Below are 23,144 nucleotides of genomic sequence, written 5' to 3'. Positions count from 1 at the left end.
GTTGGGGTTGAGTTGGGCTGGGTGTATATCCGTTATTTGGGTGATGGCTGATATGGGTTCCGCTCTTACAGCGGCTCACTTTTGAACAGCGCAAAAGTAAGCAAAACGCTCTTGCCCCACCACTCGGCACCTCGCTTGGGCTCGGTGTGCCCTCTCTCCGGTACTACTGCGCGGGCCGCCGCGACGGGGCGTCCCTGCCCCGTCGCGGCTAAACCGGCGTCCTGCCGGTTTACCCGCTCCGTACTACCTGCGTTCGGCCAGCGTGGTTTAACGGGGCGCCTAAGATCAAGATCAAAAGCAGATCAACAGCACAGCGGCCTACCGGCGTTTTTCAAGGTAGTTGTCGCGTTCACCGTCGTACTACGCGGCTTTTATCACCACTGTCAGCTCCCTTTCAGGGTTCAGATACACCGTCCCGATAGGGTTCCAGTTGCGTGTCTCACCTGACCATCTTTCCGGTCTTCTCTCTCTGGCTTGCCTGTATACCGCATCTCGGCGAGCCAAGATTTCCCGGTCTTTCCCTTCGTGACGTTGAGCGGGTGTCACGAAGCGGATCCGACTATGACGGTGCACGGTGTTGTACCAGGTCATAAAATTCCTTACCCAGATACGCGCCTCATCCAGGCTGGAAAACCCGTCCTGCGGCCACTGCGGGCAGTATTTCAGCGTTCTGAACAACGATTCCGAGTACGGGTTGTCGTTACTGACCCGTGGTCTACCGCGAGACGGCGTGATGCCCAAGTCGTACATCTTGGTTAGTAGCGTTAACGATTTCATCGGCGCACCGTTGTCCGAGTGAAGCACCAACGGCTGGAGCCAACACTTTTCCTGAGTCACGCTTCGTTGCAGCAACGCGGCTGCTTTTTCACCGCTTTCTGCTTCGTAAACTTCCCAACCCACCGCCTTCCGGCTGTAGATATCCTCGATCAGATAGAGGTAGTAAAACTTTCCGCGAACCGGTGACGGCAAGTAAGTGATGTCCCATGACCACACTTGATTGGCGGCGGTCGCCGCATAAGTCGTGGGCGCCTCATGACGATGCGGCCGCTTGGCACGCGAGCGATGTTGCTGCTGACCTGCCGCGTGCAGTACGCGATAAAATGTCGCCTCCGAGGCCATGTAACGCCCCTCGTCAGCCAGCTGTGGCACGATTTGGCTCGGCGGCAGATGCGCATAGGTTTTGCTGTTGCACAGCGTCACGATACTTTGCCGTTCAAGCTCACTGAGTGCGTTGTTCGGCATCCGCCTGAGCGTCGTCGTGCGCCCATCCGCCAAGATTTCTTCCGGCAAATTCCAGCGTTGCAGTGTCCTCAGTGAAAGGCCTACCTCCTGACAAGCAGGCGCCCTGCGGGCGCCCGCCAGGATGGCTTCATTGAGCCAACCAACGAGTAAATACCGTTCTGGCAACAAGGTCAGTTGTCCTCGTCGTCGCTCCCCCAGTAGGCATTGAGCTTTTTTCTCAGCACCAGTAACGCCGCCGTCTCGGCCAGCGCCGCATCCTTGCGGCGTAGTTCGCGCTCAAGCTCACGGATCCTTTTTTTATCATCCCGTGACTGCCCTGAACTCGCCGTTTTCGCAGCTGGTTTTTGGGTGCTACTGGCGATAAACGCATTACGCCAATCGGTAATCTGCTCGGGAAAAATACCTTTTCTTCGGCAATATTCACCGATCTCCAGTTCCGACAGCGAACCGGTCTCTATGATGACCGTCAGTTTGGATTCGGCTGACCAATTTTCGGCGGGTTGTTTAGCGTCGGACAATTGCGTTCCTCTGGCAGCAGCTTGTTTGCGCCAATAATGGAGAGACATATCGCTGCAACCTTCGCGGCGAGCGACCTCCGCTGCTGAAAGGCTCAGGGGCGGAAGCATCATTTTCAGCAGTGCGGCTTTACGTTCATCTGAGTAGAAAGGCATGACCATACTCTTGCCGCCCCCGAAATGTGTTCAAAAAGCGGTGGACGCGACAACTACCCTGACACCGGGGGCTACAGGCCGGCTTGAGTGGTGTGAAGCAAAGGCAAGATCAAAATCTAAAGCGAGCACGATCCACTGTAGGAGCTGGCTTGCCGGCGATGGCATCGCCTCGGTGTACCTGAAAAACCGAGGTGTCTGCATCGCAGGCAAGCCAGCTCCCACAGAAAAGCAGAGCCGCAGCAGTTTCAGCTTTGGCTTTCGCTTTGGCTTTCGCTTTGGCTTTTGATCTGGCTTCTACCACTCAAGCCGGCCTGTAGGCCGCTGTGCTGTAGATTTTGATCTTGATCTGACTGCCCCAATAAGCCCGAGGCCGAACGCAGGGATTGAGGAGCGGGTAAACCGGCAGGACGCCGGTTTAGCCGCGCCGGGGCAGAGACGCCCCGTCGCGGCGGCCCGCGGAGCAATGCCGGAGTGAGGGAACACCGAGCCTTAGCGAGGTGCCGACAGGCGGGGCAGAGCCCTTTGCTTACTTTGGGGCTTTTCCAAAGTGAGCCGCTGTAAGAGCGGAACCCATAGCGGCCGTTACCTAAATAACGGATATGCACTCACCTCAAAACAGCGCGAAGTCTCAGACCCAATGATGAATCGGCCACCCAGCCTGTTCAGCATGAGCACGCAACACCGGGTCCGGATTAACCACCTGCGGGTTCTCAACCTTCAGCAACAGCGGCAAGTCATTGCGCGAATCCGAGTAGAAGTACGCGCCATCAAGATGCTCGCCTTCCTGCTCCAGCCATTCCATCAGGCGAGTGATCTTGCCTTCACGGTACGTCAGCACACCGGTGGTCTTGCCGCTGTACACCCCATGGGCGACGTCCAACTCGATCCCCAGCACTTCATCAATGCCGATACGTGCCGCAATCGGCTTGACCAGGTGTGTGCCCGACGCCGAGATCACCAGGATCCGGTCGCCGTTCTGGCGGTGCCGGGCGATGGTCTTGGTGGCTTCGCTGTAGATCAGCGGCTCGATAACGTCTTCCACCCAAGGCTCTACAAGGTGCTCGATTTCTTCTGGCGTGCGGCCGATCATCGGCTCCAGGCTGAAGTCCATGAAATCTTCCATGGCCAGTTCGCCGCGGCTGTAGGCCGCCATCAGTTCGTCGTTCCTGCGCATGAACGACTCGCCATCCACCCAGCCCAGGCGGCCCATCTGCTCGCTCCACAGGGTGGCGCAGTCGCCGTGGATCAGGGTGTCGTCCAGATCAAAAATTACCAAAGCCATCAGTCGTGCTTCCTCAACTCAAGTCGTCTAAACGGGATGCCCTCAGGCTACCTCACATAGCGCGCTGGGATCGATGGAAAGTGCCAGGCGTTGGCCGTCCGGGTGCAAATCGTCGGCCGAGCGGTTGAGCACATCCACCACCAGTTCCACCCCACGGGCTTCGATGCGGTAACGAATCACGTTGCCCAGCAGGCTGTGGCTGCGCACCAAGGCGTCCAGCTCGCCGCTGCGGCTGAGCTCGATGGCTTCAGGGCGAATGGCGATGCGCCCGGTGATCGGGCGCTGCAACAGTTTGCTGGCCTTGTCGGCGTCAAGCAGGTTGTAGTTGCCGATAAACCCGGCGGCGAACACATCCACCGGCGCGGTGTAGAGGGTCTCGGCATCGCCGCTCTGCACGATCTTGCCCTGGTTCATCAGGAAGATCCGGTCGGACATGGTCAGGGCTTCTTCCTGGTCATGGGTCACGAAGATGGTGGTCAGGCCCAGCTCACGCTGGATCTGGCGGATCTGTTCACGCAGGTGTTTGCGAATCCGCGCATCGAGGGCCGACAACGGCTCATCCAGCAACAGCAGGCGCGGGCGTGTCACCAGGGAGCGGGCGAGGGCTACGCGCTGGCACTGGCCGCCGGACATCTGGTGCGGGTAGCGCCCGGCGAGCTCTTTCAACTCCACCAGTTGCAGCACTTCCTGCACGCGCTTGTGGCTGTCGTCGGCATTGACCTTCTGCATGCGCAGGCCGAAGGCGACGTTCTGTTCCACGGTCATGTTGGGGAACAGTGCGTAGCTCTGGAACACCATGCCGATATTTCGTTTCTGCGGGCTCAGCGGGACGATGTCCTGGCCGTCCAGCAGGATTTTCCCGCTGTCTACCGAGGTCAGGCCGGCGATGCAGCGCAGCAGCGTGGACTTGCCGCAGCCGGACGGGCCGAGCAGGGTGACGAATTCGCCCTTGGCGATCTCGCAGTTGATGTCGCTGAAGACCGGCGTGCCGGCGTAGCCTTTTTGCAGGTGTTGGACGCTGACGAAGCTCATTGGCTTTTGTCCTTGTTCAAGATGTTGGCGGCCCAGGTCAGCACCAGCACAAAGAAGAAATAGGAGATCACCAGGGCACTGGTGAAGTGGCCGCTGCTGTTACGCATATTGTTGAGGTACACCTGCAAGGTCTCGTAGCGAGTACCCACCAGGATGTTGGCGAACACGAACTCGCCGAACAGGAACGAGAACGACAGCAGCAACGCCACCATCAGGCCCTTGCGCAGGTTGGGCAGCACCACCAGGAACGCCGCCTGGAAGGTGCTGGCGCCGAGCAGTTGGGCGGCGTCCATCAGGTCGCGCAGGTTGATCGCTTGCAGGTTGTTGGTGATCGCCCGGTACATGAACGGCAATGCCACGGTGAAGTAGCAACCGATCAGAATCCACGGCGTACCCACCATCGCAAACGGCCCCGACCCGTAGAGTTGCAGCAGTCCCACCGACGACACCACCGGCGGCACCGCGAAGGGCAGCAGGATCAGAATGTTCATCAGGGCGTCGAGTTTGGGGAAGTGGTAATGCACCACGAACAGCAGCGGCAGGATCAGCACCACCGACAAAATCAGCGCACCCACGCACACCAGCAACGACTGGCCGAACGCATTCAGAAAGCGCGGGTCACTCCACAACTGGATGTACCACTTGAAGGTAAAACCGGAGGGCAGGATGGTCGCCGACCAACTGCTGGCGATGGAGTAGACCAGGGTGCCGAGCAACGGCAGCACCAGGATCGCAAGCAACAGGTACACCACTACGCGATGGTAGAGGGCGGCCGAGCCAGGTTCAGCGCGAGACATGGTAGCTCCTCTTGAGCAGCAGTTGATGGACCACCGTCACTACGGTCATCAGCGCCACCAGCACCACGGCCAGGGCGCTGGCCATGTTCGGGTCCAGGGAAATATCGCCGGAGACCATCGCCGCGATGCGGATCGGCAGCACGTTGAAGTTGCCGGTGGTCAGCGCGTACACGGTGGCGTAGGCGCCGAGGGCGTTGGCCAGCAGGATCACGAAGGTGCCCAGCAGCGCCGGGGTCAGCACCGGCAAGCCGATATGCCGCCAGTACTGCCAGCCATCCGCGCCGAGCAACGAAGCCGACTCGCGCCAGTCTTCGCGCAGCGCGTCAAACGCCGGGTAGAGCAGCAGCACGCCGAGGGGAATCTGGAAGTAGGTATAAAGGATGATCAGGCCGGTCTTGGAGTACAGGTTGAAGTCCTGAATGATCCCCGCCTGCTTGAGCATGATGGTGATGCTGCCGTTGAACCCCAGCAGGATAATGAAGGCGAAGGCCAGGGGTACACCGGAAAAGTTGCTGGTCATGTTGGCGAAGGCCGTCACGAAATTGCGCAGACGCCCGTCCACCCGGCGCAGCGAGTAACTGCCCAGCACTGCGATGACGATCCCGAACACGCTGGAGTAGAAACTGATCTCCAGGCTGTACTGGATGGCCTGCAGGTAGAACTTCGAATTGGCGATCTTGCTGAAGTTGGCCAGGCCCCAACCGAACTCTTCCGATTGCAGGCTGCTGACCAGTACCCAGAACAGCGGTGCGATCTCGAACACGATAAAGAAGAGGGCGAAGGGCACCAGGCACAGGGCGGCCAGCCATTTGCCGCGGATTACTGAATTCACTTCAACAGCTCCCGGCATACAGGTTTGTCGTGGGGCACACCCAGCAGCTCGCAGACGGTGCCGCACAGCTCGGTCTGTTTGGGTGTGGCGTGGGCATCGAGGCTGAAGGCATCCCCCAGCACAAACAGCGGCACTTCCCGTTCTTCCGGCAACAGGCCGTTGTGGGAACGGTCGTTGTTCATGCCGTGGTCAGCCGTTACCAACACCTGGTAACCGGCGTCGAGCCAGCCTTGCAGGTAATCGGCCAGGATGATGTCGGCCGAGCGCGCGCTGTTACGGTACTGCGGGGTATCGAGGCCGTGCTTGTGGCCGGCGTCGTCGATGTTCATCGGGTGCACCACCAGGAAATTCGGCGCATGGTTGAGGCGCAGGCTTTCGGCGTCGGCAAACAGGTGCGAGTCCGGGTAATGGTCATTCCAGTAGAAATTCCCGTGCTGGATCGCCAGTGCCGGGTCATGGGTATGACGGTCACGGGCGGCGATGAAAGGGCTGCGGTTATACAACTCGCTGACCCAGTGATAAGCCGCCGCCGCTGTGGATAAACCGGCGTCGGTGGCGTAATGGAAAATGCTGCGCTGGTTGGACAGGCGCGAGACGTTGTTGTGGACGATGCCGCTCTCGATCGGCGGGACGCCGGTGAGGATGCATTCGTACAGTGGCCGGGACAGGGCCGGCAGTTCACATTCCAGTTTGTAGAGTGCTGCGCGTCCTGCGCCGACATAGGCCTGCAAGTGCCCCATGGCGTGTCGGGCAACCTCGTAGTTCAGGCCGTCGAGCACGACAAGGATGACGTTGTGCTTCATAGGGGCTGGGGCTCCGCAACAGATTGGCTTGACTCGGTTTTTCGGGTGGAACCGGGTGAAATGTGGGAGCTGGCTTGCCTGCGATAGCGGTGTGTCAGTCGACAACAATGCTGAATGTCATACCGTTATCGCAGGCAAGCCAGCTCCTACACTGGCCGCGTTCTTACTGCATATTGATGATGACTTCTTCCTGCCACTTCTGCGGCAGGGCCTTGGAGGTCTTCTCCCAAGCGTCGGCATCTTTGATCGGCGTCACTTTCTTGTACTGCTCGTTCGGCAGCAGCTTGGCCTGCACATCAGCTGGCAAGGTCAGGTGCTCGGCACGAATCGGCCGCGCATTGCCTCGCGCCAGGTTGGTCTGGCCGGCGTCGCTGAAGATGTATTCGCGGGTCAGCTTGGCGGCGTTCGGGTGCTTGGCGTATTTGTTGATGATGGTGGTGTAGCCGGAAATCACCGAGCCGTCCGACGGGATCAGCACCACGTAGTCATCCGGGTTGGCCATCTTGGCCTTGTAGCTCAGGCCGTTGAAGTCCCAGACCACGCCCACTTCCACTTCGCCTTTTTCCATGGTGGCGATGGTCGGGTTGGCCAGCGACAGGCGGCCTTGCTTGGCGATGTCGGCGAACATCAGCAGTGCAGGCTGAATGTTTTTCTCGTCGCCACCGTTGGCCAGTGCTGCGGCGAGTACGCCGTTGGCAGCCTGGGCGGCGGTGCTCACGTCACCGATGGAGACCTTGTATTTGCCGGTCTTCAGGTCAGCCCAGCTTTTCGGGGCTTCGGAGCCGTGCAGCAGCTTTTTGTTGACGATAAACGCGATGGTGCCGGTGTAGGCCAGCGCCCAGTTACCGTCTTTGTCTTTCGCCCAATCCGGGACTTGTGCCCAAGTGGTCGGTTTGTACGGTTGGGTCACGCCCTGTTTTACCGCGATCGGGCCGAAGGCGGCACCGACGTCGCCGATGTCGGCGCTGGCGTTGTCTTTCTCTGCCGCAAACTTGGCGACTTCCTGGGCCGAGCTCATGTCGGTGTCGATGTGCTTGAGGCCGTAGATCTTGGCCAGGTCTTCCCAGGTGCCTTTCCAGTTGGCCCAGTCATCGGGCATGCCGACGCTGTTGACGGCGCCTTCCGCTTTCGCGGCGGCTTCAAGGGTTTTCAAATCGGTATCAGCAGCCATGGCGGCGGTGCACATGGCAATGGTCGAGCCTAACAGTGATGCCAGGAAAAGCTGTTTCATCCGAAGCTCCTTTGGGCGTTTTCAACGCTGCGTTTTTATCGACGTTTGCGGTGGTGTTGGTCTAGGTCAGCAATACCTGAGCCAATTTAGGCTTGGCGGATGACAGTTTCATGTCGATGTCGTTTTTTGTTGGCCTGGACGGGGGATCGCCGGGTAAGCGTAGACCATGCCCAACCGCCCGGAAGCCTTGGACTTGGCCGATGTATTGCAGGTCTTGTGGCCGGACGTCGCGGGGCGCTGTCATCTGTCGGTCATGTGCAATGCCTAGGCTTGCACGCAACAGCAGAGGCGCGTTTCGAGGGCGTTTTGTGCACCTGAATAGTGCTGGTCTAGTCCAGATAGGTAACGTTGATGCGTGATGAGGCAACCAAAGCGGTGACAACCATTGGCCTGGCGCTGCAAGAGCAGATCGACCATGGGTTGTTGGCGCCTGCCAGTAAGCTGCCGGCCGAGCGCAAGCTCAGCGAGTTGTTTGGTACCACCCGGATCACGGTGCGGGAAGCCTTGTTACAACTTGAGGCCCAAGGGCAGATTTATCGCGAGGAGCGGCGGGGGTGGTTTGTGTCGCCGCCCAGGCTTGCCTACAACCTGATGCAGCGCAGTCATTTTCACGCGATGGTGAGTGCGCAGGGGCGGGTGCCGTCGACTGAGGTGATCTCGGCGCGGTTGCAGCCGGCTTCGGCGGCGGTGTGTGCGTGGTTGCAGTTGCCGGCGTTGTCCAGCGTGATCCAGATTTGCCGGGGGCGCAGGATTGATGGGCGGTTGGTGTTGTATGTGGAGCACTATCTGAACCCGCAGTATTTTCCGGGGATTCTGGAGTGTGATTTGAATCAGTCGATTACGGAGCTGTATGCGCGGGTGTATGACTTGCACTACGGGCGGGTGCGGTTTGAGATTGTGCCGACGTCATTGCAGGTTGAGGCGGCGGCGGCGTTGAGGGTGTCGGTGGGGAGTCCGGGGTTGCGGATTGCCCGGGTTAATTATGATCAGCATGAGCGGTTGATTGATTGTGATCTGGAGTTTTGGCGGCATGATGCGATTCATGTGGGGGTGGATGTGGTTTGACCCGTTGACCGTGTACATATCCATTTCTGCGGTAACGGCGGCTTATGGTTTCGCTCTTACAGCGACTCACTTTGGAAAAGCCCCAAAGTAAGCAAAGGGCTCTGCCCCGCCTGTCGGCACCTCGCCTAGGCTCGGTGTTCCCTCACTCCGGCATTGCTCCGCGGGCCGCCGCGACGGGGCGTCCCTGCCCCGTCGCGGCTAAACCGGCGTCCTGCCGGTTTACCCGCTCCTCAATCCCTGCGTTCGGCCTCGGGCTTATTGGGGCAGTCAGATCAAGATCAAAAGCAAGAGCACAGCGGCCTACCGGCCGGCTTGAGTGGTAGAAGCCAGATCAAAAGCCAAAGCCAAAGCCAAAGCCAAAGCGAAAGCCAAAGCCAAAGCGAAAGCCAAAGCGAAAGCCAAAGCTGAAACTGCTGCGGCTCTGCTTTTCTGTGGGAGCTGGCTTGCCTGCGATGCAGACACCTCGATTTTTCAGGTACATCGAGGCGATGCCATCGCAGGCAAGCCAGCTCCTACAGGAGATCGTGCTCGCTTTAGATTTTGATCTTGCCTTTGCTTCACACCACTCAAGCCGGCCTGTAGGCCGCTGTGCTGTTGATCTGCTTTTGATCTTGATCTTAGGCGCCCCGTTAAACCACGCTGGCCGAACGCAGGTAGTACGGAGCGGGTAAACCGGCAGGACGCCGGTTTAGCCGCGACGGGGCAGGGACGCCCCGTCGCGGCGGCCCGCGCAGTAGTACCGGAGAGAGGGCACACCGAGCCCAAGCGAGGTGCCGAGTGGTGGGGCAAGAGCCTTTTGGTTACTTTTGGGCTCCTTTCAAAAGTGACCCGCTGTAAGAGCGGAACCCATAGTGGCCATAACCTAGATAACGGATATACCCTCAATTCCCCGCATTGGCATACAAATAATCAGTCGCCAACGAAGCCAACGTCCGAACCCCAACCACCAACGCCGACTCATCCACAAAGAACCCCGGATTATGATTCGGCGCCGCCTTGCTCATATCCTGATCCCTAGGCGTCACCCCCAGAAACACAAACAACCCCGGCGCTTCCTTGGCATAAAACGAAAAGTCCTCAGCCCCTCCCACCAACGGGGCATTCACTACGTCGCCATTCGCCGCCCAACGCAAACTCGGCAGCATCTTCTCGGTCAGCGCCGGGTTGTTGATGGTCGGATCGTACTTCTCAATGATCGTAACCTCAGCCTTGGCCCCACCACTCTCGGCGATTTTCTCCACGGTCTGGCGCACATCCGCATGCAGCTTCTGGCGAATGCCATAGTCGTAGGACCGAATGGTCCCACTCATATCCACCGACTCGGGAATGATGTTGTACCGCGTGCCACCGTTGATGGTGCCAATACTGACCACCGCCGGAAACGAAGAAATATCGGTACGCCGGCTGACCACCGTCTGCAGCCCCACAATCGCCTGCGCGCCCACGGTAATCGGGTCGATCCCATCCCACGGCCGCCCGGCATGGGTCTGTTTGCCGAGGATCTTGATCCGCAGGTCATCCGAGCTGGCCAGGGTCGGCCCCGGCCGATAGGCGATCTGCCCCGCAGGCACCCCGGCCCACACGTGAAGGCCAAACACCGCATCCGGCTTGGGCGATTTCATCACGCCTTCCTGCACCATCATTTTCGCGCCCCAGGTGTTCTTGCCGTCGGGGATAAAGTCGCTCGGGCCTTCTTCAGCCGGCTGGAAATAAAACACCACGGTGCCCGGCAGGCGATCACGCATGCCAGTGAGGATTTTCGCCGTGCTCAGCAGGATGGCAGTGTGGGCGTCGTGGCCGCAGGCGTGCATCACGTCGACTTCTTTGTCGAGGTACACACCCTTGGCCTTCGAGGCGAAGGGCAGGCCGGACACTTCCTTGACCGGCAGCGCATCCATGTCGGCGCGCAAGGCAACGGTCGGGCCCGGCAGGGCGCCTTTGAGGACGGCGACTACGCCCGTGCGGGCAACGCCTGTCTTGACCTCCAGCCCCAGTTCCCGCAGTTGCCTGGCCACCAGCTCCGCGGTGCGATGTTCGGTGTTGCCCAGTTCAGGATGGGCGTGGATGTCGCGCCGGGTTTCCAGCAAGGCCGGTTCCAGCACTTTCGCCTGGGCGGCGATGGTTTCACGGGCACTGTCCTGGCCGCTGCTGGCGGCGATGACCGCGCTGCTGGCGACACCGCACAGCACGCCGAATACCCATTGGTGTGTAAGACCGGTCAAACGCATAAGGACTCTCCATGATTATTGTTGTTGATCCTGACGTCGTCCGGGCCGCGCTTATTCTTTCTCCTGCACGCCTCCCGCCGCCGTCACCACTTGCACGCTCAAGCGTGGGGTGGCCAGGTCCAGCCCTGCTTCATCGAGGTGACGCTTGAGCGACAAGTTGAACGCCCGCGAAACCTCCCACTGCTTGATCGGCGCGGTCTTGAAGCGGGCGCGAAGAATCGCACTGCCGGACTCGAAACTTTCTACACCCTGAATCTCCAGCGGCGACCAGATGTTGCGCCGCTGCAGCGGGTCGTTGCGCATCTTCTGCCCAACGTCGCGCATCAGCTTGATGGCGTCGTCGATTTCCATGTTGTACGGAATCGCCACCCGGAAGATCGCGTAGCCGAACTCCCGGGAGTAGTTCTTGATGCTTTTGATTTCACTGAACGGAATCGTGTGCACGATGCCGTCGATGTCCCGCAGGCGCACCGTACGGATGGTCAAGCCTTCCACGGTGCCCAGGTGGCCGCCGACGTCCACGTAGTCATCAATCGCCAGGGAGTCTTCGATAATGATGAACAGGCCGGTGATCAAATCCGCCACCAGCGACTGCGCACCAAAACCGATGGCCAAACCGATCACGCCGGCACCCGCCAGCAGTGGCGTGACGTTCATGCCCATGTTCGCCAGCGCGACGATGGCGGCGATGATGAAGATGGTCACGAACAGCACGTTGCGAATCAACGGCATCATCGTCTGTGCCCGCGCATTGGCCAGGCCTTTGCGCGAGCGGGTGAGGGCGTGGTGGATGGCCGTGTCGCTGAGGATCCAGATCAGCCACGCGAACAGCAAGGTGCCCGCGAGGCCGAACAGCTTGACGCTGATTTCATGGCCGTCGCCTTCGGTAAAGCGGATCAGCGACAGGCCCCAGACCCGCAGGCCCAGTTCGATAAACACCAGCCACACCACCAGGTGGGCGAGGGTGTAGACGAAGCTTTTCAGGCGATCGGAGTACAGCGCATGGCGCTTGTGCCCACGCTGTGGCTTGAGGGAATGGCGGCGCACCAGCCCGTTGATCACCATGCACAGCACCAGCAACACCGTGCACAACAACGACTGGCGCAAGGCGGTGCTGGTGTCGCCGGCGGAGACGAAGGTGGCGAACAGTGAGATGCCCACCAGCAGCAACGCCGGCAGGTACCAGAAGCTGCCGACGATCTCGATGGTGTCGCTCAGGGCACGGCGGGTCAGGCGGCGGGACAGCGGCTGGTTGCGGATCAGGTGCGCGATGGGCCGGCGGAAACGCAGGATGAACACGCCGGTGGACAGCGCTGCCATGACATTGGCGATGGTCGCGGCGACATGGGACAAATGCTGGCCCAGGCTCTCGGCCAGGCGCGGGTCGCTGACGGCTTCGCCAAAGGCGGCAAAGCTGCCGATCAGCCACAGTGGGCGGAAGGCCTGGTGCCGCAGGATGTACAAGGCGCGGTGGCGGTGCGGGCCGTCCAGCACGGAAAACGCGACCACGCAGATCGCCGAGAAACAGGTGCCCACCACCAGCGCGTAGGCCAGCACCATCGCCAGGGATTTGCCGAGGGACGAGGGCAGTGCGTAGCTCATGTAGACGGTGATCACCAACGCGATCAGCCACGGGCCGAGCTTGCGCAGGGCAAAGCGCAGCAGGTCCCAGGTCTTGGGGTGTTGGGGCAGTTCTTCGGTCAGGCCGAAGCGCTCGCGCACCCGGTGGCTGAGCCAGATCAGGATCGCGGCCAGCAGGCTCCAGAGCATCAGGATCATGGCAAACGCAAAGATGATCGGCAGCCATTCACTGGCCGGCAGCATCAGTGCGGTGAGTTCGTCCTTCGCCAGGTCGAACTCGCTGGACCAGCGATTGATCGGGCTGTCGGCACCGGAGAACTGTTGCTCCAGGCTGGATAGGGTGCCACCGATCAAACCGAGTACGCCGAGTTCGGCGGCGGGCTGGGCCTTTTGTGTGGTTTCCCGGAGCTTTTTCAGGTCAGTCAGCAGCTTGGTGCGCTGCTGGTCGTTTTCCAGGGTCTTGATCACCTCATCCAGGGACTGGCCCAGCGGTACGTCGGCTTGCGGCTGGGTTTTGTTGGTGCTGCCCAGCAGCCCCGGCAGGCTCACGGCGTGGGCAGGCGCCATGGGCAGCAGGGTCAGCAGGCAGATAAACAGGCAGCAAGGCAGGGCAAACAGACGGGCAAGCACGAGGCGGTCAACCTTAAAAACGACGAATTGACCGAGTGTACGAGGCCGTCATGTGCAATGCGAGTGAGATTGTCATTCAGCGAGTTTGGCGAGGATCTTGTACACCACGGTGCCGAGGATCAGCAGCATGCCGATCCACATGCCGAACACGCCAATGGCTTTGTCGCGAAAGTTGAAGCCGATGGCCAGGAGGATCATGCCGGTCAGGATGGGGATGAGCATGGAGTGGAAGGCGGACATGGTGATCATGGGGCGACGGCCTTGTCGGATGGAAGATGGGTATAAGTCTAGGTCGATTTTGCGAAGTGCACGTTGATCAGTGTCAGAAACGCTACAAATCCCGGTTAATTTCTACACCCGATGGCTTTTTTTCGATTGGCCACGGTCAACATCCCTCAGGAACCCTTAAACCCAGGAGCATTCATCCATGAGCACACCCAAGGCACTGTTGATTCTGCACGGCAAGCAAGCCCTCAACGAGCAGGTGCGGGCGGCGGTGCAGGGCAAGCGCGAGCAGGGTTGGGAACTGGCCGTGCGGGTGACGTGGGAAGGCGGTGATGCCCAGCGCTTTGTCGAGCAGGCCCTGGCCGATGGCTACACGCGGCTGATTGCCGGCGGTGGTGATGGCACCCTGCGGGATGTGGCCGAGGCCATGGCCCGGGCCAAAACCGAGGCCAGCCTGGTGCTGATGCCCCTCGGTACCGCCAACGATTTTGCCCGCGCCGCCGGCGTGCCGCTGGAGCCTGAACAGGCCCTGGACCTGCTGGATGTGCCGGCCCGGGCTATCGACCTGGGCGAGGTGGGCGGGCAGATCTTCCTGAATATGGCCACTGGCGGGTTTGGCAGCCAGGTCACCGCCAACACCTCTGAAGACCTGAAGAAAGTCCTCGGTGGCGCCGCGTACCTGTTTACCGGGCTGTCACGCTTCAGCGAGTTGCGCGCGGCCTACGGTGAATTGCAGGGGCCCGACTTTCATTGGCGTGGCGAGTTGCTGGCATTGGGCATCGGTAACGGGCGCCAGGCCGGTGGCGGCCATGTGCTGTGCCCCGATGCGCTGGCCGATGATGGTTTGCTGGACATCAGCATTTTGCCAGCGCCCCAGGAAGTGGTGGGCACCCTGCGTAACCTGATGACGGACGGCTGGGGCCTGGACAACATGTTTGTGCGGGCGCGGTTGCCGTGGGTCGAGATCAAAGTGGCCGAAGGGCTGGCGATCAACCTCGATGGCGAACCGCTGCAGGGCGACGACCTGCATTTCTCGGCCTTGCCCCAGGCGTTGCGGGTGCACTTGCCGGAGGATTCGCCGTTGCTGACTAATCGTCCAGGCTGATGATCTGCTCGCGCACGGCGAACAACACCAGGCCCGCCACATCGAAAATCTGCAGGCGCTTCATGATCTGCGAACGGTGGGCTTCCACGGTCTTGATGCTCAAGCCCAAGCCATTGGCGATTTCCCGGGTGGATTTGCCGCGCACGATCAAACGCAGGATTTCCAGCTGGCGGGCCGTCAGGTTGTGGCTGTGGGGCGGCGGGTTGGGCTGGGCCTGATTGCGCACCAGCGCCTGGTTGATCACCGTGTGGGCAATCGCCGGGCTCAGGTAGCGTTCGTTGTTGCGCAAGGCGAGGAGCGCGTGTTCCAGCTCATTGGCCGTGGTGTCCTTGAGCAGGTAGCCATGGGCGCCGGACTCCAGGGCGCACATGATCAGTTCCGGGTCGGTGTGCATCGACAGGATCAGCACTTTGCTCTTTGGGTAGGCGCGCTTGAGCTCCTTCAGCGCGTCGAGGCCGCCGGTGTGTTTCATCGACAGGTCAAGCAGCACGATGTCGGGTTGCAGCGCGTCGAACCGCTCCAGCAACTGCGCGCCATCGCTGGCTTCGCCGACCACCGCGTAGCCGGGAATATCCATGACCAGCGCACGCACGCCGGCCCTGATCAGGGAGTGGTCATCCACCAGGAGTAAGTTGCACGTCACTCTAGAACCTTATGGGGGTTGGCCCGTTCGAGGGCGCGGGGCGCCCAGGGGAAAAGCGCTTCGATCCTTGTCCCAAAGCCTGGCTGGCTATTGACGGACAATGTGCCGCCCAGTTGATCAATCCGCTCGGACATCCCGGCCATGCCCCGCTGGCCTTCCTGGGCGGGGTTGATGGCGGGCGAAAAGCCCTGGCCGTCATCGCTGATAAACAGCGACAGGCCTTCAGGCAGGCGTTGCAGGCGTACCAGCAGGTTACGTGCCTGGGCATGGCGCAGCATGTTGGTGACGGCTTCCTGGGTAATCCGAAAGGCGGCGACGGCCATCTCTTCGGGGATGCCGGTCAGCCGTTGATGGCATTCCAGGCTCCAGCTGACCCGGGTGTTTTCCAGGGTCTTGAGCAGGTGCGCCCGCAGGCTCGCCTCCAGCCCCAGGCTCGCCAGCTGACGGGGGTTGAGGATGGCCGACACGTCCTGCACCTTGGCCAGGGTTTCGTTCAAGGTGTTGCACAGCACGGCGCAATGGCCCTGCAAGTCTTCCGGCAAACGACGCTTGAGCCATTCACTTTGCAGCTTGGCGGCGGTCAACAGCTGGCCTATATCGTCGTGCAGTTCGCGGCTCAGGCGATGACGCTCGTTTTCCTGCACCTGCAGCAGGCGGTCGGCCAGTTCCTGGGGCTGGAACTTGATGGACTTGCGTGAGCGCCACTGTTGCAGGCCTACCACCAGCAGGGTGGCCAGGTTCACCCACAACAGGGCTAAAGGTAGATCGGCCGAGTGTGCATAAGCCCACAGGCTGAGCAGGCACGAGCACAGGCATAGCGCGAGGGTCATCCAGCGTGCATTGCTTCGGGACACGGACCTTGCGATGAGTGACTTCAGGCTGGCGTACATAGGAGGCGCATTTCACGTTTATATGCATCATGAAGTTGAGTCACTTCGAGCGGGGCATGGTACCACCACTATTACCGTTGGTCGCCTGGCGCCGAGCGGGATCAGGGTTATTAATAGCGGCAGCGCCCCAGGAGGTAGTCCCGGAGTTCAAATAGGCGGGGAGTTGTATCATTGAAGTTATTTTGTATCGGTATTGTCGTTAGTGGCTTATTGATATTTTTCTGCTAACGACCACGTCATGCAGGGTTAGTTGTGGCTGTCGTTTTTGGATAAGTCGGCCATTGAATACGACGTTTTTGTCGGTTAAATGCGAAGGATATTCAAATCGCGTAAGGCATGCTGCGTTGTTGCTTATAACCAAAGTCGCTTTGCGGGATGTGCAGGACGACGGTGGCGATCAATACGGTTTGTTCCGTTTCATCCAGGCCCAATTTGCCGGTTTTGGCGTCGATCAACTCCAGTTGCCAGGCGAGCAAAGTCAGGCAAGCATTCAGCGCGTCCAGTGCCTCGTCGTGTAATTGCAACGGGCTGGCGGCATTGGCGATCAGGTACTGCACATGCCGGGAAAATTCGCCGATGGCCCGCAGCGCAAGGGCGTCGGACTTTTCCGCGAGCTTGATCAGGCTGCTTTTCATGCAGTCGATGGCGTCGCTGTCGTTACGGATCAAGTGCAGGTGGCTCAAGCATTCCTGGGACTTGGCCAGCAGCATTTCCGCCTCAAGGAGGAACTCGGGAAGTGCAAGTTGCCACTCTTTGCCGTCGTTCATCATGCAAGTCTCCACAACATACGGTCGGATAATGAGATGTCGCACCGGGTGAATGGCTTAAAAGTACTGCTGAAATATGACGAAGATCTGTAGGTCAGTTCCGACTTTTCAGTAGGGCATTTATTTGAATGGTGCCCGCGCTCGTCCGAACCCCCCACCATCTTCAGGGCCATTCGCATAACTTCTTCGGTTGCCAAGACATAAGTCTGTGGACGACCCGTGGGCCGAGGGCTTGCGATAGCAAACAAAAGCCTGACTCCATTCATGCAATGAGAATGGCGTCACATTAATGGCTATTAGATATCGCGAATATCAGGTTGGTCCTGATCGTGGATAGGGGAATCCCTTACATGGGGGAACCTCGCGCTGACTTTGTGGTCACGCGGCGGTGGTGATGGGCCTTGCGTTTAAGCTGGCTCAGTAAAGCATGATGTCAGTGTGACATCAATGGATTTGCATGGCATTTTAAAGGGGGTCAAGGTCCGGCGTTTACGGCCGATAACTTCCTTCAGTGACCAGCACTATCCATCCGCTAAACCCAGGAGTCTTTAATGGCCGGCATTCTCGACACGGTAGATCAACGCACACAATTGGTGGGTGAGAATCGCCTGGAGATCCTCATGTTTCGCCTGGCCGGGCGGCAGCTGTTCGCGATCAACGTGTTCAAGGTGCAGGAAGTGCTGCAACTGCCCAAGTTGACCCTCATGCCCCAGCGTCATCCCTTTGTCTGTGGCGTGGTCAACCTGCGTGGCCAGACGCTGCCGGTGATCGACCTGTCCCAGGCCATTGGCATGCGCCCGCTGATTCCGGGGCCCAACAGCACCATTATCGTCACCGAGTACAACCGCTCGGTGCAGGCATTCCTGGTTGGTGGCGTAGACCGCATCGTCAACATGAACTGGGAGGCGATCCTGCCACCACCGGCCAGTGCCGGGCGCCAGCATTACCTGACGGCCATCAGCAAGGTCGATGACCAGTTGGTGGAAATCATCGACGTGGAAAAAGTCCTCGCCGAAATCGTGCCCTACAACGCCAAGGTCTCCCGCGAGAAACTCGAAGACCCGGTGCTGGAGCGTGCCCGTGGCCGCGAAGTGCTGCTGGTGGATGACTCTAACGTGGCCCTCTCGCAACTGCGTGACACCCTCGGCCAACTGGGGGTGAAAATGCACATTGCCAGCGACGGCCTCAAGGCCCTGAACATGCTCAAGGCCTGGGCCGACACCGGCCAGGTGATGACCGACAAACTGTTGATGATCTTCACCGACGCCGAAATGCCCGAGATGGACGGCTACCGCCTGACCACCGAGATTCGCAACGACCCACGCCTGCGCAGCCTTTACGTGGTATTGCACACCTCGTTGTCCGGCAGCTTCAACGATTCGATGGTGAAGAAGGTCGGTTGCGACAACTTCCTCTCCAAGTTCCAGCCCGACAAGTTGGTGGACGTGGTTCGTCAGCGTCTGATGCTGGACGAAGTCCCGGCTTGAGCTTAGGGTGACGGCTTTGTCCCTCAGGAATGCAGGCCCATGCTTCGTCTCAGCGCGTTGTACCGATACCCCTTGAAGTCTGGCAAGGGTGAAACCTTGCAGCAGATCGGCCTGGACGCACTCGGGCTCGACGGAGATCGACGCTGGATGTTGGTGGACGAAGCCAGCGGGCGTTTCCTGACCCAGCGGGCGGTGGCAAAAATGAGCCAGCTGTCGGCGCTGTGGAACAGCGCCGGTGGCCTGACCTTGAGCGCCGAAGGGCAGCCCGCCCTCGACGTGCCACTGCCCGGCAGCGATGCCGAGTTGCGCGGTGTGACCATCTGGCGCGACACCTTGCGCGTGCCGGATGCCGGTGATGCAGCAGGTGCCTGGCTCAGCGAATTCATCGGCAAACCCACACGCCTGGTGCAAGTGCCGCTGGCGCGTGCGCGCACTACCGAGGCCGGTTACGGCAAGGATGATGACAAGGTCGCGTTTGCCGATGGCTTTCCGTTGCTGCTGATTGGCCAGGCGTCTCTGGATGACCTGTCCCGGCGGGTCGGCCGGCCCATGGAGATGCTGCGCTTTCGTCCCAACCTGGTGATCGAGGGCAGCGAAGCCTTTGCCGAAGATGGCTGGAAACGCGTACGAATCGGCGATGTGGAGTTTCGGGTGGTCAAGTCCTGCTCACGCTGCATCCTGACCACCATTGACCCGGCGAGCGGCGAGCGCAGTGCCGACCGCGAACCCTTGGCCACGCTCAAGACCTACCGCGAACAAGAGGGTGATGTGATGTTCGGGCAGAACCTGGTCAACGATGGCGTGGGTCGCCTGGAAGTCGGCATGCCGGTGACGATCCTCGAGTAACCGCCCGTGCAATAAAAAATGCCCGTCTCTCGCGAGACGGGCATTTTTTTTTCGGCTATCGAACGTTTAGCTGCGGTATTCGCACAGGTAGGCGGTGTCGACGGCAACTTTCAGCTGGAATTTGCTGTTGGCGGGCACGTTGAACTGGCTGCCGGCGGCGAAGGTTTCCCAGTCGGTGCTGTCTGGCAGCTTGACCGTCAGTGCGCCCGACACCACGTGCATGATTTCACGCTGGGCGGTGCCGAACTCGTATTCACCCGGGGCCATGACGCCGATGGTCGCCGGACCTTCTGCAGTGCCGAAAGCGATCGACTTGACGGTGCCGTCGAAGTACTCGTTGACTTTAAACATGGGCGAATCCTCGGAAAAGGGTCAAGAAAGGTCGGCCAGTATGCCTTCTACACGGGCAAAATCAACGGCAGCAGCCGTGCGGTATTGCGCGCATCTTCCAGCGCCCGGTGCTGTTGGCCGTGGAACTGCATACCCGCCAGTTGCAGCGCGCCGTTGAGCCCCAGCGGCTTGTCCAGGCGCCGGGCCTTGGCGAAGCGCTGCTTGAGGTTCACGTGAGGCGTCTGGCCCAGCACGCTGCTCAAGCCATGGCGCTGCCACTCCAGTTCCAGTTGCTGGCGGTCATAGTCGCCCCAGCTCGCCCAGCCTTCCAGGCGTGCCTGGTGTTGGCCGAGCCAGCGTTCGAACAACGGCCACACGTCATTCAACGGCGCGGCAGCATCGATATTCGCCTGGGTGATGTGGGTCAACTGGCGGCAGAACGGCGTCAGCAGCGGCCTGCGCAACGGCCGCACGAAACGCTGGAAATGGTCCAGCTCACGGCCCTGGCGGTTGACCAGGCTCACCCCGATTTCGATGATTTCCATCTCGGTCACGGGCCAGCCGCCTTCATCCGTTGTGGCTTCAAGATCAATAATCAGCCAATGAGGCATCGCAGGTTCCCGTACTCTTCCCGTCCTGATGGGGATAGAGCGTAGCCAAGCCTGCTAGTTCCGCCCAGGGGTTACTCGATCTCCAGCAAAATCTGACGGTTCCTCACCTGATCTCCTGCAACTGCCTGGATCCGCTTGACCACGCCGCTCATGCCGGCCTTGAGTGGGTGCTCCATTTTCATCGCCTCCAGCACCAGCAACAGCTGGCCCTTGCTGACCGAATCGCCTTCGCTGACCCGAACTTCGACAATTGCCCCATCCATCGGCGCCTTGACCGTGCCGTTGCCGGCCTCGGCCTGGCGGGTGGCAACGGCCTGGGTGCGGTTATCGATGCGCACGCCAGGCAGCCAGAGCCGGGTGCCTTGCAGGTGGTACGCGATGCGACGGCGAATGCCGTTGAGAACGGCGGTGGCCCAGCGTCCGTCGGTGGTGAGGTCGCGTAAGTCGATAGCGTGCCGGTCAATCTCGACGTGCAGGCAGTTGTCTGCCAGCACACTGAGGCTGACTGTGCGGGACTCATCCTGTTCGGCCAACTGCCAGGTCCACGGCACGCTGGCGTTGTTGCGCCAGCCGGAGAGCGGCGTGGCATGAGCGCTGGCGCTGTGGTGATAAAACAGGGCGGCGGCCAGCGCCAGTTCATCGTCGGTCGCTTTGGTGAGAGCGATTTCGCTGAAGTGTTCGGCAATAAAGCCGGTGCTGAAGTCTGCGGCGATAAATTGCGGGTGCTTGAGCAGGCTGGCCAGCAGGCGCTGGTTGGTGGAAACGCCGAGCAGCACGCAGTCTTCCACCGCCCGTACCAGCTTGCGCCGAGCCTCTTCGCGGGTGGCGCCGTGGGCCATGATCTTGCCCAGCATCGGGTCATAGAACGGGGTGATGCGTTGGCCTTCGAGCACGCCATGATCGACGCGCACACCGGCTGTCGGTTCCCAGCGCAACACGTCGCCGGTTTGCGGCAGGAAGCCCTGGGCCGGGTCTTCGGCGTAGAGGCGCACTTCCATGGCGTGGCCGCTGAGGGTGACTTGTTCCTGGCGCAAGGGCAGGGGTTGGCCGGCGGCGATGTGCAGTTGCCAGGCGACGAGGTCGAGGCCGGTGATCAGTTCGGTGACCGGGTGTTCGACCTGCAGGCGAGTGTTCATTTCCAGGAAGTAGAAGTTGCCGTTGCGGTCGAGCAGGAATTCGACCGTGCCGGCGCCGACGTAACTGACGGCGCGGGCGGCCTTGAGCGCGGCTTCGCCCATGGCCTGGCGCAGCTCCGGGGTCATGACGGGGCAGGGGGCTTCTTCGATGACTTTTTGATGGCGGCGCTGGATCGAGCAGTCGCGTTCGCCGAGGTAGATCAGGTTGCCATGGGTGTCGCCGAACAGTTGGATTTCGACGTGGCGTGGGTCGATCAAGGCTTGTTCGAGGATCAGTTCGGCGCTGCCGAAGGCGTTTTGCGCTTCGGAGCGGGCGGTGCGCAGGTGTTCCAGCAGGGTGTCGGGGCTGTGCACCAGGCGCATGCCACGGCCGCCGCCGCCGGCGCTGGCTTTGATCATCAGGGGGTAGCCGATGTGGGTGGCGTGTTGTTGCAGGGTGGGGTCGTCCTGGTCGGGGCCCTGGTAGCCTTTGATGCAGGGGACGCCGGCGTTGAGCATGGCGATTTTCGAGAGGCGTTTGCTGCCCATCAATTCGATGGCTTCGGGGCTGGGGCCGATGAAGGTCAGGCCGGCTGTTGCGCAGGCTCGGGCGAAGTCGGGGTTTTCGGAGAGGAAGCCGTAGCCGGGGTGGATGGCGTCGGCACCGGTGCGGTGGGCGGCTTCGAGAATGGCTTCGATGTTCAGGTAGGACTGGTTGACCGGGGCGGGGCCGATGTTGACGGCTTCGTCGGCCATCTGGGCGTGCAGGCTGTTGGCGTCGGGGTCGCTGTAGACCGCTACTGTGCGGTAGCCCAGGGCTTGGGCGGTGCGCTGGATGCGGCAGGCGATTTCGCCACGGTTGGCGATCAGGATTTTGTTGAACATGAGTGATCCCTTGGGTTGGCGTTTACCGTGTACATATCCATTCCTGCGGTAACGGCTGCTATTGGTTCCGCTCTTACAGCGGGTCACTTTTGAAGAGCGCAAAAGTAACCAAAACGCTCTGCCCCGCCTGTCGGCGCCTCGCCTAGGCTCGGCGTTCCCTCACTCCGGCGCTGCTCCGCGGGCCGCCGCGATGGGCCATCCTTGGCCCAGCGCGGCTAAACCGGCGTCCTGCCGGTTTACCCGCTCCGCACCACCTGCGTTCGGCCTCGGGCTGAATGGGGCAGTCAGAGCCAGATCAAGATCAAAAGCAAAAGCACAGCGGCCTACAGGCCGGCTTGAGTGGTAGAAGCCACAGCAAAAGCCAAAGCGAAAACCAAATCTGAAACTGAAACTGATGCAGCTCTGCTTTTCTGTGGGAGCTGGCTTGCCTGCGATGCAGACAACTCGGTCTCTCAGGTGCACCGAGGCGATGCTATCGCAGGCAAGCCAGCTCCCACATTTGACCGTGCCCGCTCTGGCTTTAGATTTTGATGTTGCCTTTGCTTCACACCACTCAAGCCGGCCTGTAGGCCGCTGTGTTCTTGATCTGCTTTTGATCTTGATCTTAGGCGCCCCGTTAAACCACGCTGGCCGAACGCAGGTAGTACGGAGCGGGTAAACCGGCAGGACGCCGGTTTAGCCGCGACGGGGCAGGGACGCCCCGTCGCGGCGGCCCGCGGAGTAATGCCTGCGTTCGGGCACACCGAGCCTGAGCGAGGTGCCGAGTGGTGGGGCAAGAGCGTTTTGGTTACTTTTGCGCTGTTCAAAAGTGACCCGCTGTAAGAGCGGAACCCTAAGCGGCCATCA

General features: G+C 60.5%; 22 protein-coding genes. 5 read left to right on the top strand and 17 right to left on the bottom strand.

Annotated elements, in window-relative coordinates:
- Window positions 1–360 precede the first annotated feature (360 nt).
- A protein-coding gene (locus HKK54_RS00400) for an IS3 family transposase (RefSeq protein WP_169385877.1) occupies window positions 361–1,913 on the bottom strand; the annotation gives its coding sequence in 2 pieces (ribosomal slippage) (window positions 361–1,451 and window positions 1,451–1,913; 1,554 coding nt in all).
- Between HKK54_RS00400 and HKK54_RS00395 the strand changes: the two genes are divergently transcribed.
- On the top strand, window positions 1,912–2,199 hold the full coding sequence (locus tag HKK54_RS00395) for a hypothetical protein (RefSeq protein ID WP_169385876.1): 288 nt from the start codon (window positions 1,912–1,914) through the stop codon (window positions 2,197–2,199). The genes HKK54_RS00400 and HKK54_RS00395 overlap by 2 nt on opposite strands.
- A 342-nt stretch (window positions 2,200–2,541) precedes the next feature.
- Here HKK54_RS00395 and HKK54_RS00390 read toward each other — a convergent pair whose 3' ends face one another.
- The 6 genes from HKK54_RS00390 to HKK54_RS00365 all read right to left on the bottom strand — a co-directional run bounded on the left by HKK54_RS00390 (window position 2,542) and on the right by HKK54_RS00365 (window position 7,890).
- Window positions 2,542–3,195: an HAD family hydrolase gene (locus HKK54_RS00390; RefSeq protein WP_010166439.1), complete on the bottom strand. Its 654-nt coding sequence runs from the start codon at window positions 3,193–3,195 to the stop codon at window positions 2,542–2,544.
- Between the two features lie 42 nt (window positions 3,196–3,237).
- Entirely contained in the window at window positions 3,238–4,227 is a 990-nt protein-coding gene (locus tag HKK54_RS00385; protein ID WP_010166440.1) for an ABC transporter ATP-binding protein, read from the bottom strand.
- Window positions 4,224–5,024 carry an ABC transporter permease gene (locus HKK54_RS00380; protein WP_010166441.1) on the bottom strand — a complete coding sequence of 267 codons (801 nt, stop codon included), beginning with the start codon at window positions 5,022–5,024 and terminating at the stop codon, window positions 4,224–4,226. Before HKK54_RS00380 ends, HKK54_RS00385 begins: the two co-directional genes overlap by 4 nt.
- A complete protein-coding gene (locus HKK54_RS00375; RefSeq protein WP_010166442.1) occupies window positions 5,011–5,856 on the bottom strand; it encodes an ABC transporter permease in 846 nt (281 codons plus the stop codon). Before HKK54_RS00375 ends, HKK54_RS00380 begins: the two co-directional genes overlap by 14 nt.
- Entirely contained in the window at window positions 5,853–6,659 is an 807-nt protein-coding gene (locus tag HKK54_RS00370) for an alkaline phosphatase family protein (protein WP_169385875.1), read from the bottom strand. Before HKK54_RS00370 ends, HKK54_RS00375 begins: the two co-directional genes overlap by 4 nt.
- Window positions 6,660–6,822: 163 nt before the next feature.
- Complete coding sequence (locus HKK54_RS00365) at window positions 6,823–7,890, bottom strand: ABC transporter substrate-binding protein (protein WP_010166444.1); 1,068 nt, start codon at window positions 7,888–7,890, stop codon at window positions 6,823–6,825.
- A 351-nt stretch (window positions 7,891–8,241) separates the two neighbouring features.
- On the opposite strand from HKK54_RS00365, the gene HKK54_RS00360 reads away from it, so the two are divergent.
- Window positions 8,242–8,955, top strand: a complete 714-nt coding sequence (locus tag HKK54_RS00360) for a UTRA domain-containing protein (RefSeq protein ID WP_010166446.1) — start codon at window positions 8,242–8,244, stop codon at window positions 8,953–8,955.
- Window positions 8,956–9,286: 331 nt separating this feature from the next.
- On the opposite strand, the gene HKK54_RS00355 is transcribed toward HKK54_RS00360, so the two are convergent.
- The 4 genes from HKK54_RS00355 to HKK54_RS00340 form a co-directional block, all read right to left on the bottom strand.
- Complete coding sequence (locus HKK54_RS00355; RefSeq protein ID WP_169385874.1) at window positions 9,287–9,436, bottom strand: hypothetical protein; 150 nt, start codon at window positions 9,434–9,436, stop codon at window positions 9,287–9,289.
- A 400-nt stretch (window positions 9,437–9,836) separates the two neighbouring features.
- Window positions 9,837–11,183, bottom strand: a complete 1,347-nt coding sequence (locus HKK54_RS00350) for an amidohydrolase (protein WP_169385873.1) — start codon at window positions 11,181–11,183, stop codon at window positions 9,837–9,839.
- A 51-nt stretch (window positions 11,184–11,234) separates the two neighbouring features.
- Window positions 11,235–13,394 carry a mechanosensitive ion channel family protein gene (locus HKK54_RS00345; protein ID WP_169385872.1) on the bottom strand — a complete coding sequence of 720 codons (2,160 nt, stop codon included), beginning with the start codon at window positions 13,392–13,394 and terminating at the stop codon, window positions 11,235–11,237.
- A gap of 72 nt (window positions 13,395–13,466) precedes the next feature.
- Window positions 13,467–13,643 (bottom strand): hypothetical protein, encoded by a 177-nt coding sequence (locus HKK54_RS00340; protein WP_010166452.1) that lies wholly within the window; start codon window positions 13,641–13,643, stop codon window positions 13,467–13,469.
- A gap of 178 nt (window positions 13,644–13,821) precedes the next feature.
- Between HKK54_RS00340 and yegS the strand changes: the two genes are divergently transcribed.
- Window positions 13,822–14,724: a lipid kinase YegS gene (gene yegS, locus HKK54_RS00335; RefSeq protein ID WP_169385871.1), complete on the top strand. Its 903-nt coding sequence runs from the start codon at window positions 13,822–13,824 to the stop codon at window positions 14,722–14,724.
- Here yegS and HKK54_RS00330 read toward each other — a convergent pair.
- The 3 genes from HKK54_RS00330 to HKK54_RS00320 all read right to left on the bottom strand — a co-directional run bounded on the left by HKK54_RS00330 (window position 14,708) and on the right by HKK54_RS00320 (window position 17,024).
- Window positions 14,708–15,367 carry a response regulator transcription factor gene (locus tag HKK54_RS00330; RefSeq protein WP_010166456.1) on the bottom strand — a complete coding sequence of 220 codons (660 nt, stop codon included), beginning with the start codon at window positions 15,365–15,367 and terminating at the stop codon, window positions 14,708–14,710. The genes yegS and HKK54_RS00330 overlap by 17 nt on opposite strands.
- On the bottom strand, window positions 15,364–16,257 hold the full coding sequence (locus tag HKK54_RS00325) for a sensor histidine kinase (RefSeq protein ID WP_029615739.1): 894 nt from the start codon (window positions 16,255–16,257) through the stop codon (window positions 15,364–15,366). The genes HKK54_RS00330 and HKK54_RS00325 overlap by 4 nt, the downstream gene beginning before the upstream one ends.
- 320 nt (window positions 16,258–16,577) lie before the next feature.
- The gene (locus HKK54_RS00320) at window positions 16,578–17,024 is read right to left on the bottom strand and encodes a hypothetical protein (RefSeq protein ID WP_010166460.1); all 447 of its coding nucleotides are present in this window, start codon (window positions 17,022–17,024) and stop codon (window positions 16,578–16,580) included.
- 551 nt (window positions 17,025–17,575) lie between these two features.
- On the opposite strand from HKK54_RS00320, the gene HKK54_RS00315 reads away from it, so the two are divergent.
- Both HKK54_RS00315 and HKK54_RS00310 read left to right on the top strand, forming a co-directional pair.
- Window positions 17,576–18,511, top strand: coding sequence for a chemotaxis protein CheV (locus HKK54_RS00315; protein WP_010166462.1), 936 nt, complete (start codon window positions 17,576–17,578; stop codon window positions 18,509–18,511).
- Between the two features lie 39 nt (window positions 18,512–18,550).
- The gene (locus HKK54_RS00310; RefSeq protein ID WP_010166464.1) at window positions 18,551–19,357 is read left to right on the top strand and encodes an MOSC domain-containing protein; all 807 of its coding nucleotides are present in this window, start codon (window positions 18,551–18,553) and stop codon (window positions 19,355–19,357) included.
- A 66-nt stretch (window positions 19,358–19,423) separates the two neighbouring features.
- Here the strand turns inward: HKK54_RS00310 and ppnP are convergent, their stop codons facing one another.
- From ppnP to HKK54_RS00295, 3 genes are all read right to left on the bottom strand, one after another.
- Window positions 19,424–19,708 carry a pyrimidine/purine nucleoside phosphorylase gene (ppnP, locus tag HKK54_RS00305; RefSeq protein WP_169385870.1) on the bottom strand — a complete coding sequence of 95 codons (285 nt, stop codon included), beginning with the start codon at window positions 19,706–19,708 and terminating at the stop codon, window positions 19,424–19,426.
- Between the two features lie 47 nt (window positions 19,709–19,755).
- Window positions 19,756–20,298 (bottom strand): exonuclease domain-containing protein, encoded by a 543-nt coding sequence (locus HKK54_RS00300; protein ID WP_169385869.1) that lies wholly within the window; start codon window positions 20,296–20,298, stop codon window positions 19,756–19,758.
- 71 nt (window positions 20,299–20,369) lie between these two features.
- Window positions 20,370–22,298 (bottom strand): acetyl/propionyl/methylcrotonyl-CoA carboxylase subunit alpha, encoded by a 1,929-nt coding sequence (locus tag HKK54_RS00295; protein ID WP_169385868.1) that lies wholly within the window; start codon window positions 22,296–22,298, stop codon window positions 20,370–20,372.
- Window positions 22,299–23,144 lie beyond the last annotated feature (846 nt).

Source organism: Pseudomonas sp. ADAK13 (assembly GCF_012935715.1).
Classification (GTDB): domain Bacteria; phylum Pseudomonadota; class Gammaproteobacteria; order Pseudomonadales; family Pseudomonadaceae; genus Aquipseudomonas.
This window is presented reverse-complemented; position numbering and strand designations above follow the sequence as displayed.

Excerpts from the sequence above, each read along its gene's own strand:
- HKK54_RS00395 (WP_169385876.1), top strand. The coding sequence starts at position 1,912 with ATGACCATACTCTTGCCGCCCCCGAAATGTGTTCAAAAAGCGGTGGAC.
- HKK54_RS00390 (WP_010166439.1), bottom strand. The coding sequence starts at position 3,195 with ATGGCTTTGGTAATTTTTGATCTGGACGACACCCTGATCCACGGCGAC.
- HKK54_RS00385 (WP_010166440.1), bottom strand. The coding sequence starts at position 4,227 with ATGAGCTTCGTCAGCGTCCAACACCTGCAAAAAGGCTACGCCGGCACG.
- HKK54_RS00380 (WP_010166441.1), bottom strand. The coding sequence starts at position 5,024 with ATGTCTCGCGCTGAACCTGGCTCGGCCGCCCTCTACCATCGCGTAGTG.
- HKK54_RS00370 (WP_169385875.1), bottom strand. The coding sequence starts at position 6,659 with ATGAAGCACAACGTCATCCTTGTCGTGCTCGACGGCCTGAACTACGAG.
- HKK54_RS00365 (WP_010166444.1), bottom strand. The coding sequence starts at position 7,890 with ATGAAACAGCTTTTCCTGGCATCACTGTTAGGCTCGACCATTGCCATG.
- HKK54_RS00360 (WP_010166446.1), top strand. The coding sequence starts at position 8,242 with ATGCGTGATGAGGCAACCAAAGCGGTGACAACCATTGGCCTGGCGCTG.
- HKK54_RS00355 (WP_169385874.1), bottom strand. The coding sequence starts at position 9,436 with ATGTACCTGAAAAATCGAGGTGTCTGCATCGCAGGCAAGCCAGCTCCC.
- HKK54_RS00350 (WP_169385873.1), bottom strand. The coding sequence starts at position 11,183 with ATGCGTTTGACCGGTCTTACACACCAATGGGTATTCGGCGTGCTGTGC.
- HKK54_RS00340 (WP_010166452.1), bottom strand. The coding sequence starts at position 13,643 with ATGATCACCATGTCCGCCTTCCACTCCATGCTCATCCCCATCCTGACC.
- yegS (WP_169385871.1), top strand. The coding sequence starts at position 13,822 with ATGAGCACACCCAAGGCACTGTTGATTCTGCACGGCAAGCAAGCCCTC.
- HKK54_RS00325 (WP_029615739.1), bottom strand. The coding sequence starts at position 16,257 with ATGTACGCCAGCCTGAAGTCACTCATCGCAAGGTCCGTGTCCCGAAGC.
- HKK54_RS00320 (WP_010166460.1), bottom strand. The coding sequence starts at position 17,024 with ATGAACGACGGCAAAGAGTGGCAACTTGCACTTCCCGAGTTCCTCCTT.
- HKK54_RS00315 (WP_010166462.1), top strand. The coding sequence starts at position 17,576 with ATGGCCGGCATTCTCGACACGGTAGATCAACGCACACAATTGGTGGGT.
- HKK54_RS00310 (WP_010166464.1), top strand. The coding sequence starts at position 18,551 with ATGCTTCGTCTCAGCGCGTTGTACCGATACCCCTTGAAGTCTGGCAAG.
- ppnP (WP_169385870.1), bottom strand. The coding sequence starts at position 19,708 with ATGTTTAAAGTCAACGAGTACTTCGACGGCACCGTCAAGTCGATCGCT.
- HKK54_RS00300 (WP_169385869.1), bottom strand. The coding sequence starts at position 20,298 with ATGCCTCATTGGCTGATTATTGATCTTGAAGCCACAACGGATGAAGGC.
- HKK54_RS00295 (WP_169385868.1), bottom strand. The coding sequence starts at position 22,298 with ATGTTCAACAAAATCCTGATCGCCAACCGTGGCGAAATCGCCTGCCGC.